This is a genomic window from Aeromonas sp. HMWF017 (assembly GCF_003061465.1).
Taxonomy (GTDB): Bacteria; Pseudomonadota; Gammaproteobacteria; order Enterobacterales; family Aeromonadaceae; genus Aeromonas; species Aeromonas veronii.
In genome coordinates this window covers 2604-11640 of sequence record NZ_QAJD01000103.1, presented here as the reverse complement: position 1 = coordinate 11640, position 9037 = coordinate 2604, and the positions used below count along the sequence as shown (strand labels likewise).

The 9037-nt window shown below is 62.3% G+C and carries 5 protein-coding genes; 1 reads left to right on the top strand and 4 read right to left on the bottom strand.

Translation table 11 applies throughout. The features are described 5' to 3' along the window. Positions 1-3656, top strand: a 3656-nt coding sequence (purL, locus tag DBR30_RS10045) for a phosphoribosylformylglycinamidine synthase (RefSeq protein WP_108588329.1), incomplete at its 5' end; no start/stop codon positions are given. 63 nt (positions 3657-3719) lie between these two features. On the opposite strand, the gene DBR30_RS10040 is transcribed toward purL, so the two are convergent. The 4 genes from DBR30_RS10040 to nuoN all read right to left on the bottom strand — a co-directional run. After that, on the bottom strand, positions 3720-5264 hold the full coding sequence (locus tag DBR30_RS10040) for an HD domain-containing phosphohydrolase (protein WP_108541498.1): 1545 nt from the start codon (positions 5262-5264) through the stop codon (positions 3720-3722). A gap of 1 nt (position 5265) precedes the next feature. Continuing rightward, a complete protein-coding gene (locus DBR30_RS10035) occupies positions 5266-6723 on the bottom strand; it encodes an HD-GYP domain-containing protein (RefSeq protein ID WP_108541497.1) in 1458 nt (485 codons plus the stop codon). Continuing rightward, positions 6720-7856: an FIST C-terminal domain-containing protein gene (locus DBR30_RS10030; protein ID WP_108541496.1), complete on the bottom strand. Its 1137-nt coding sequence runs from the start codon at positions 7854-7856 to the stop codon at positions 6720-6722. The genes DBR30_RS10035 and DBR30_RS10030 overlap by 4 nt, the downstream gene beginning before the upstream one ends. Before the next feature lie 235 nt (positions 7857-8091). Then, on the bottom strand, positions 8092-9037 hold a 946-nt coding region (nuoN, locus tag DBR30_RS10025), incomplete at its 5' end, for an NADH-quinone oxidoreductase subunit NuoN (RefSeq protein WP_258224381.1).

Genomic DNA, 9037 nt, shown 5'->3' with positions numbered 1-9037 from the left:
CTATCTCCCCCTGGTCTTCCAAAGCAACCGACATCGCCCACAACTGCGGCCTGAAACAGGTCAAGCGGCTGGAGCGTGGTATTGCCTATTACCTGACCATCAAGGGGCAGGGTGAGTTGAGTGCCGCCCAGCGCAGCGCCATTGCCGCCGTGCTCCATGATCGGATGATGGAAGTGGTGTTTGCCGAGATGAGCGAAGCTGCCGCCCTGTTTGCTCACCACGAGCCGCGCCCCTTCACCCAGGTGGATGTGCTGGGCGGTGGTCGCGCAGCCTTGGCCGAAGCCAACGTGGCGCTCGGTCTGGCGCTGGCCGACGACGAAATCGACTATCTGGTGGAGAACTTCACCAAGTTGGGTCGCAACCCCAACGACATCGAGCTCTACATGTTCGCCCAGGCGAACTCCGAACACTGCCGTCACAAGATCTTCAATGCCGACTGGACCATCGATGGCGAACAGCAGCCCAAGTCGCTGTTCAAGATGATCAAGAACACCTTCGAGCAGACGCCGGATCATGTCCTCTCTGCCTATAAAGACAACGCCGCCGTGATGGAAGGGAGCCAGGGGGGCCGCTTCTTCCCGAGCCCGGCCAACGGCGAATACCAGTATCACCAGGAACAGGTTGACATCCTGATGAAGGTGGAGACCCACAACCACCCGACCGCCATCTCCCCGTTCCCGGGCGCAGCCACCGGCTCCGGCGGCGAAATCCGCGACGAGGGAGCCACCGGTCGCGGTGCCAAGCCCAAGGCGGGTCTGGTCGGTTTCTCCGTCTCCAACCTGCGCATTCCCGGCTTCGAGCAGCCCTGGGAGCAGGATTTCGGCAAGCCGAGCCGCATCGTCAGCGCCTTCGACATCATGCAGGAGGGGCCGCTCGGCGGCGCCGCGTTTAACAACGAGTTCGGCCGTCCGGCCATTCTCGGCTACTTCCGTACCTTCGAAGAGGAGGTGCCGAGCCACAACGGCGTCGAGGTGCGTGGCTACCACAAGCCCATCATGCTGGCGGGCGGCATCGGCAACATCCGCACCGAACATGTCCAGAAAGGGGAGATCCCGGTCGGCGCGGCGCTGATCGTGCTGGGCGGCCCGGCGATGAACATCGGTCTGGGTGGCGGTGCCGCATCCTCCATGGCTTCCGGCCAGTCAGCCGAAGATCTCGACTTTGCCTCGGTGCAGCGTGACAACCCCGAGATGGAACGCCGTTGCCAGGAGGTGATCGATCGCTGCTGGCAGCTGGGTGACGACAACCCTATCGTCTTTATCCATGACGTGGGGGCGGGCGGTCTCTCCAACGCCATGCCGGAGCTGGTCAACGACGGTGAGCGTGGCGGCCGTTTCGATCTGCGCGCCATCCAGAGCGACGAGCCGGGCATGAGCCCGCTGGAGATCTGGTGCAACGAATCCCAGGAGCGTTACGTGCTGGCGGTAGCGCAGGACAAGCTGCCGCTGTTCAAGGCGCTGTGCGAGCGTGAGCGCGCACCCTATGCCGTCATCGGCACCGCGACCGAAGAGAAGCATCTGACCCTCTCTGACAGCCACTTTGACAATCAGCCCATCGATCTGCCGCTGGACGTGCTGCTCGGCAAGGCGCCCAAGATGCACCGTGACGTGGTGACCCTCCCAGCACAGGGCAAAGCGCTCCAGCTCGATGGCATCACTTTGAGTGACGCGGCTGAGCGGGTACTGCGCCTGCCGACCGTGGCGGAGAAGTCCTTCCTTATCACCATCGGCGATCGCAGCGTGACTGGCTTGGTCAATCGCGATCAGATGGTTGGCCCCTGGCAGATCCCGGTGGCCGATTGCGCCGTCACCGCTGCCACCTATGACAGCTATCACGGCGAAGCCATGTCCATGGGCGAGCGTACCCCGGTGGCGCTGCTCTCCCACGCCGCCTCCGCTCGTATGGCGGTGGCGGAAGCGCTCACCAACCTGGCGCCGGCTCATATCGGGTCGCTGAAGCGGGTCAAGCTCTCCGCCAACTGGATGGCCGCTGCCGGTCATCCGGGTGAAGATGCCGGTCTCTATGAGGCGGTCAAAGCGGTGGGCGAGGAGCTCTGCCCGGCTCTTGGTATCACCATTCCGGTGGGCAAGGACTCCATGTCCATGAAGACCCGCTGGCAGCAGGATGGCAAGGAGCACAGCGTTACCTCGCCGCTCTCCCTGCTCATCTCCGCCTTTGCCCGGGTCGAGGATGTGCGCAACACGGTTACTCCGCAGCTGCGTACCGATCTCGGTGAAACCGACCTTATCCTCATCGACCTTGGCAATGGCAAGCAGCGCCTCGGCGCCTCGGCACTGGCGCAGGTCTATCGCCAGCTGGGTGACAAGGCGCCGGATCTCGACAATCCGGTCCAGCTCAAGGGCTTCTTCAACGCCATTCAGGCGCTGGTGGCCGATCGCAAATTGATCGCCTATCACGACCGCTCCGACGGCGGCCTGTTCGTCACCTTGACCGAGATGGCGTTTGCCGGCCACTGCGGCCTCGACATCCAGCTCGATCGCATTGGCGGCGAGCTGCTGCCGGCGCTGTTCAACGAAGAGCTGGGCGTCGTCATTCAGGTGCGTCGTGAAGATAAAGAGGCGGTGATGACCCTGTTGGCCGGCCACGGTCTGGCAGCCTGCTCCCATGTGCTCGGTACCGTGCGCGAAGGGGATCTCATCACCCTGCAACGGGCCGGTCAGGAGGTCTATCGTGCCAGCCGTACCGCCCTTCGCACCATCTGGGGCGAGACCAGCTGGCAGATGCAGCGCCTGCGCGACAACCCCGAGTGCGCCGACAGTGAGCACGCGGCCCGTCAGGACGCCACCGATCCGGGTCTGCATGCCAAGCTGACTTACAACCCGTCCGAGGATGTGGCTGCACCTTACATTGCCCGCGGGGTCTCCCCCCGTCTGGCGGTGCTGCGCGAGCAGGGGGTCAACTCCCATGTGGAGATGGCGGCGGCGTTCGATCGTGCCGGTTTCGCGGCGGTCGATGTCCATATGAGCGACATTCTCTCCGGTCGCATCAAGCTGGAGGAGTTCCAGACCCTGGTGGCCTGTGGCGGCTTCTCCTACGGTGACGTGCTGGGGGCGGGGGAAGGCTGGGCCAAGTCCATCCTGTTCAACGACAACGCCCGCGAGCAGTTCCAGCGCTTCTTCGAGCGTGGCGATACCCTCTCTCTGGGTGTCTGCAACGGTTGCCAGATGATGTCCAACCTGCGGGATCTCATCCCGGGGGCTGATCTCTGGCCGCGCTTTGTGCGCAACCGCTCCGAGCGCTTCGAGGCCCGCTTCAGTCTGGTGCAGGTGCAGGAGTCCCCATCGGCCTTCTTCGCCGGCATGGCAGGCTCGGTGATGCCCATTGCCGTTTCCCACGGGGAAGGGCGTGTCGAGGTGCGCGATGCCGCTCACCTGAACGCACTGCAGCAGAGCGGTCTGGTAGGGCTGTGCTTTGTCGACAACCGCGGCAGCGTGACCGAGCAGTACCCGGCCAACCCGAACGGCTCGCCGGATGGTATCACCGCCGTGACCACCACCGATGGCCGTGCCACCATCATGATGCCGCACCCGGAGCGGGTGTTCCGCACCGTGGCCAACTCCTGGCACCCCGACAACTGGGGCGAGGACGGCGCCTGGATGCGGATGTTCCGCAACGCCCGGGTTCGTCTGGGTTAATAGAGACAGCACCAGCGCATAAAAACAGAAACCGGCCAATTGGCCGGTTTTTTATCCGTGTCGTTACGGCTTGCCGAGCGGTTGGGGGATAAAGTCTCCCCGGTCGAGGATCCGCAGACAGGCATCCACCACATCCGCATCGAGCTGATGGCCGCGCATCTGGATGATCTGCTCCCTGGCCTGGGGAATGCCGAGGGCGGCGCGATAGGGGCGATCCGAGGACATGGATTCGACGATATCGGCGACGGTGAGGATGCGGGCCTCCAGCAGGATCTCATCCCCCTTGAGTCCCAGCGGATAGCCGGAGCCATCGAGATACTCGTGGTGCTGGTGGATCATCCGGGCGATGGGCCAGGGGAAGTCGATATCCTTGAGCACCAGATAGCCGATGGCGGGGTGTTCCTTGACCAGCTCGAACTCCAGTGGCGTGAGGCGTTCCGGTTTGGTGAGAATTTCAGCCGGTACCTGGATCTTGCCGATATCGTGCACCATGGCGCCCAGATAGATCCCCCGCAGCCGCTTCTCTTCCAGCCTGAGCTCCCGGCCGATGGCTTGGGCCAGCTTGGCCACATGTTTCTGATGGCCAGCGGTATAGGGATCGCGCTGCTCCAGCACGGCGGCGATGGCACCCAGCGCATCTTCCAGTGCCAGCTCCAGCTGGCGGGCATGGAAGATCTTCTCCTGTTGCGAGCGCAGATAAGCCTGCTGGGTATGGCGCGCCTGCAGGCCATAGGTGAGGTAGTCGGTCAGCTGGATGAAGAGCTGCTCCTCCTCCTGGCTGAACAACCGCGGCTGGTCGCTGTGAATGATCAGCGCACCGGCCTGATCCTCCTGCAGTGGCAAGGGGATAAGCAGGCGGGAGCGCAACGGGTGGCGGCCGGTATGGGGCCGCTCGTGGAAGATCACCTGATTGAGGCGCCGCTGGTGGAGGATGGCCTGGGTGAGGGCCTCATCGTTCAACCACAGCGTTTGTTCCGAGGCATCGGCACTGCCTGCCTGCGCCACGATCCTCGGCGGGTGGGCGAGTTCGGGCTGGCCTTGCAGCACTGCCACCAGCGGAAAACGGTCATCGACGGCGATGGCATCGCAGATATCCTGCAGCAGTTGCGGCTCATCGCCCGGTTTGAGCAGGGCGTGGTGGGCGCGGCTGATCGCCTGCTGGGTCCAGCTGTACTGTTGCAGTTTCTCCTGCTGCCATTTCTGCTCGGTAATGTCCTCGAAGAAGACGCCGACCCCCACGATGACCCCCGCCTCATCACGCAGGGGAAACTTGGTGGTGCTGAGCCAGCGGGCTTCTCCCCCCTTCAGATAGGGCTCTTCGATGTGCTGGTGTATCCCCTCGCGCATGACTCGGGCGTCATCCTCCCGATAGCGTTGTACCAGTTCGGGGGGAAAGAAGTCGCAGTCATTCTTGCCCACCAGTGCCTCTGGTGAGAGGGCGAGATCCGCCGCCAGCAGGCGGTTGCCCGCGATGTAGCTGAATCGGGTGTCTTTGAGCAGCACCCGATAGGGAAGCTGATCCATCACTTGGGTTAGCAACAGCGCCGAGGAGGGGAGCGCATCGGTCAGTGGGTGGGGGAGTGCACAGGAGGTGAGGAGTTCTGACATCTTATCCCGCCTTGTCTGCGAGTTGACTGATGGGAGAACCGAAGTGGTAGCCGGTCTGCCAGAGCACGATACAGCTGTTGACCACTTTTTCATCGTAATGGATCCCGGCATAGCGGGTCAGTTCGGCAAAGGCGTCACTCAGGGGCATGGCCCGGCGGAACGGGCGATGGGAGGTCATGGCGATCAGCGAGTCGGCCACCCGGATAATGCGCGCCTCCAGGGTAATGGCGTTGCCCGCCAGCCCCTGTGGATAGCCGCTGCCATCGAGGTTTTCGTGGTGATGCAGCACTATGGTGGCGATGGGCCAGGGGAAGTCGATCTGTTTGAGAATATCGTGGCCGGCCTGGGGGTGCTGCTTGATCAGTTCGAACTCCACCGGCCGCAATTCACGGGGGCGGGTGATGATCTCGGTGGGGATCTGCAGCAGGCCAATATTGTGCACCATGGCCGCCAGTCCCAGCGCATCCAGCCGCTCTTGCCGCAGTTGCATGGCCTGCCCGATGGCCAGTGCCAAATCGCGCACCCTCAGCTCATGGCCCGCACTGTTGCGATCCTTGTGGCTGATGGCGCTGGCGAGGGCACTGATGGTCTGGAACAGCAGCTCACGCTGGTGGTGTTCGCTCTCCTTGAGGCGGGTGATGTCGACCAGAGTGCCGATGATGCCGGCAACCATCCCTTGATGGTCATAGAAGAGATCCTTGAAACAGATGACCTGATAGCGCATGCCATTGCGATCATGCAACTGCTGTTCGATGCACTGGGGCTGGCGACTTCGCAGCAACTCGGCTTCTCGCATGCTGTAGGCCTCGGCAAGCCCGACTGGCAGCAGCTCCTCGACCCGTCGACCCAGCAGCGCCTCCTTGCCGATGCCGATCACCTGATTGAAGGCCTGGTTGCAGCCCAGAAATCGCCCTTCGATATCTTTGTAGAACACCGGGATCGGGATGGCCTTGAGCAGGGATTCGTTGAAGTGTTTCAGATCCTTCAGTTCGGCCTGCTGACGCAGGGCGAGCTGCTCGCTGTCCTTGCACAGGGAAATGGCGCGGGCCAGGTTGCCGAGCACCGGGCTGAACAGATGGCAGACCGGTACGATCTGCTGATGTGGCTGGGGGGCGAGCAGCAAGATGAGATAACCCCCTTCAACCTTGAGCCGATAGGCAAATTGGTAGGGGCGGCTGCCCGGCAGGGGGAGCGTCTGTTGCAGCAGGCAGTGCTCCTCCTCGCTGACCCACCCGGGCAGGGTCAGGGTGGTGCCGGTGTGCTGACGCAACTGCTCGTCGCCGATCACCTTGAGCAGCTTGTATCCCTCTCGTTGTTGCTGCAATACCGCGCCAACCGGCGTGGCGCAGTGATGCATGAAACGTTGCAGTACCTTGGTGAGCAGCGCATCCAGCGTGACTTCACGCCCGATGCAGAGCGCCAGATCGCAGACGATGGCCATGGCGTGGTCGTTGTTCATATCACTGCCCCGTTACAGAGAATGGCGCCGTTATGAAATTGGGGGTAATCCCCATGGCGCACGCTGCCAATTTCGCCAAGGGAGAGGGCTCCTGCCAGATCGCCGGCCCCCGAGTGGGTCAGCAGGGTGCGCAGCTCGGTCACCGTCTGCTGGTCGAAGTGCAGCTGGCGTCCTGCGCAGTAGTAGACCTCCAGCAAGTGTGCCCGGGTGAGGGTTTGTTGCTTGTTAAGGCGCCTGGCCAGTGAGCAGGCATGTTCGGTGGCACTCTCTGGCGCCTTCAGCAGAGTGAGGATGCTGTGCTCCGCGACCTCGCCGGCGCAGAGCAGGGCGCCGTCATCGTTTGCCTCGACGGGGATCCTGACAATCACATCCCCGTTGGCCCGCAGCAGGCTCAGTGGCATGTGCACCACGAAACGGTAGAGCTCCTCGCGCACAATAGTGTGCTGGAATTGCTGGCGGATAAGCCCCTGATATTTTTGAAAGGCCGGTTGCCAGTCGATGTAGGCAATCTTGTTCGCTTCACTGCTGGTGGCCAGCATTGGTTGTGCCGAGAGTTGATAACCATGTTCCAGAAAGGGAAAGCTGTTGCTGGGCAGCAGCGTGCAGGTGACCCCGTAGGCAAGTTGCCGTTGATTGTCGAACAGGCAGGCAAGGGGGGTGAAGCTGCCGCTGCCTGCGTTGGCGCCGGCATAGTTGACGCGATTGGCCAGCTGCAGATAAAGCGCATCCAGAATGGAGGCGATATTGGGAATGAGGTTGTCGAAGGTCAGAAAAAGGGTTGGTGGCGGCGAAGGGGTTGGCCAGATGGCCAGAATGCTCTCCACCTGTTCCGCAATCAGGTGGGCAAGGGATGCTGCGCTGGCCTGCGGTGTCAGGGGCAGCAGTGTGGCGTGATAGGGGTTGGCTCTGGGCAGTAGCCAGGCCCCTTGCGGCAACAATACTTGCGCACCGATCAGCTGGGGGAAGATGGCGCCATCCAGGGCAATGTTGAAGTCGCGGCACAACTGCTGCAACAGGGGGACCTGCGCGCAATCCTGTTCGGCCAGCAGTATGGTCAGCTTGCCTCCTTGCAAGGGTGCCAGCGTGGCGGCCAGTTCTGTCGGGTTAAATTGGCAAACATAGTGTTGCTGCATCAATCTGAACTCCATTCCAGAATGTGACCAATATATCAGCAAGAGATTCAAGAGGGTATGACGATCCTGCCCGGTTCTGGTTGTATGGCAAAAACCATGATGGGCATCACCCTAGCTGACTTATCTGTCATTTGCTGGCTCGCGGAGTGCGCGATGCTGTCGGGCTGCAAATAGAAAACCGGCAGCCAAGGCTGCCGGTTTTGCGGGTAATGGTGCGGGGGAACGTCTGTGAAGGTTACTGCAAGACTACGTGCTGAAACCCTTGTACCAGGCTGATGACCGGCTGGGGATAGAGCCCCAGCAACACAACCAGCGCTGCAGAGAGCAGCACTACCACACCACCGGAGGAGAGTGCCCAGTCGGCGCTGGCATCGCGCTGCTGCATACCCGGTTCGCGCAGATAGAGGGTCACCATCACCTTGAGGTAGTAGTAGAGACCCAGTGCGCTACCGAGCACGATGGCACCGGAGAGCCACCAGAGCTGCGCCTCGACGGTGACGCCGATGAGGTAGAACTTGCCGATAAAGCCGAGGGTCATCGGGATGCCCGCGAGTGACAACATCATCACCGTCAGTACGGCAGTCAGATAGGGGCGCTTCCAGAACAGACCACGATAGCTGTGCAGGGAGTCGGCATCCTTGCCGCGATAGGGGCTCGACATCATGCTCACCACCCCAAAGGCACCCAGGCTGGTGAAGAGATACATCAGCAGGTAGACCCCGGCTGCTTCCACCGGCATCTGGCCGAATCGGCTCGCCACGATCACCGCCAGCAGGTAACCGAAGTGGGAGATGGAGGAGTAACCCAGCATCCGTTTGACGTTGGTCTGCACCAGGGCCAGCAGGTTGCCGACCAGGATGGAGATGACCGCCATGGCTGCCAGCAGCCAGTGGATCATGGGATCGCTCGCCGCCGGTACCGCCAGATAGAAGCGCAGCAGCACGGCAAAGACCGCCACCTTGCTGACGGTTGCGAGGAAGGTGGCGACCGGTGCCGGAGCACCTTCGTAGACATCCGGGGTCCAGAGGTGGAAGGGGGCCAGGGAGAGTTTAAAGGCAAAGCCGACCAGCATCAGCCCCAAACCGCCCATCAGCAGCGGATGGTGAGCCGGGCTCTCGGCCAGGGTCTGCCCCAGGGCTGCAAAGCTCAGGCTGCCTGCCTGCGCATAGAGCAACGCCATG

Excerpts from the sequence above, each read along its gene's own strand:
- DBR30_RS10040 (WP_108541498.1), bottom strand. The coding sequence starts at position 5,264 with ATGTCAGAACTCCTCACCTCCTGTGCACTCCCCCACCCACTGACCGAT.
- DBR30_RS10035 (WP_108541497.1), bottom strand. The coding sequence starts at position 6,723 with ATGAACAACGACCACGCCATGGCCATCGTCTGCGATCTGGCGCTCTGC.
- DBR30_RS10030 (WP_108541496.1), bottom strand. The coding sequence starts at position 7,856 with ATGCAGCAACACTATGTTTGCCAATTTAACCCGACAGAACTGGCCGCC.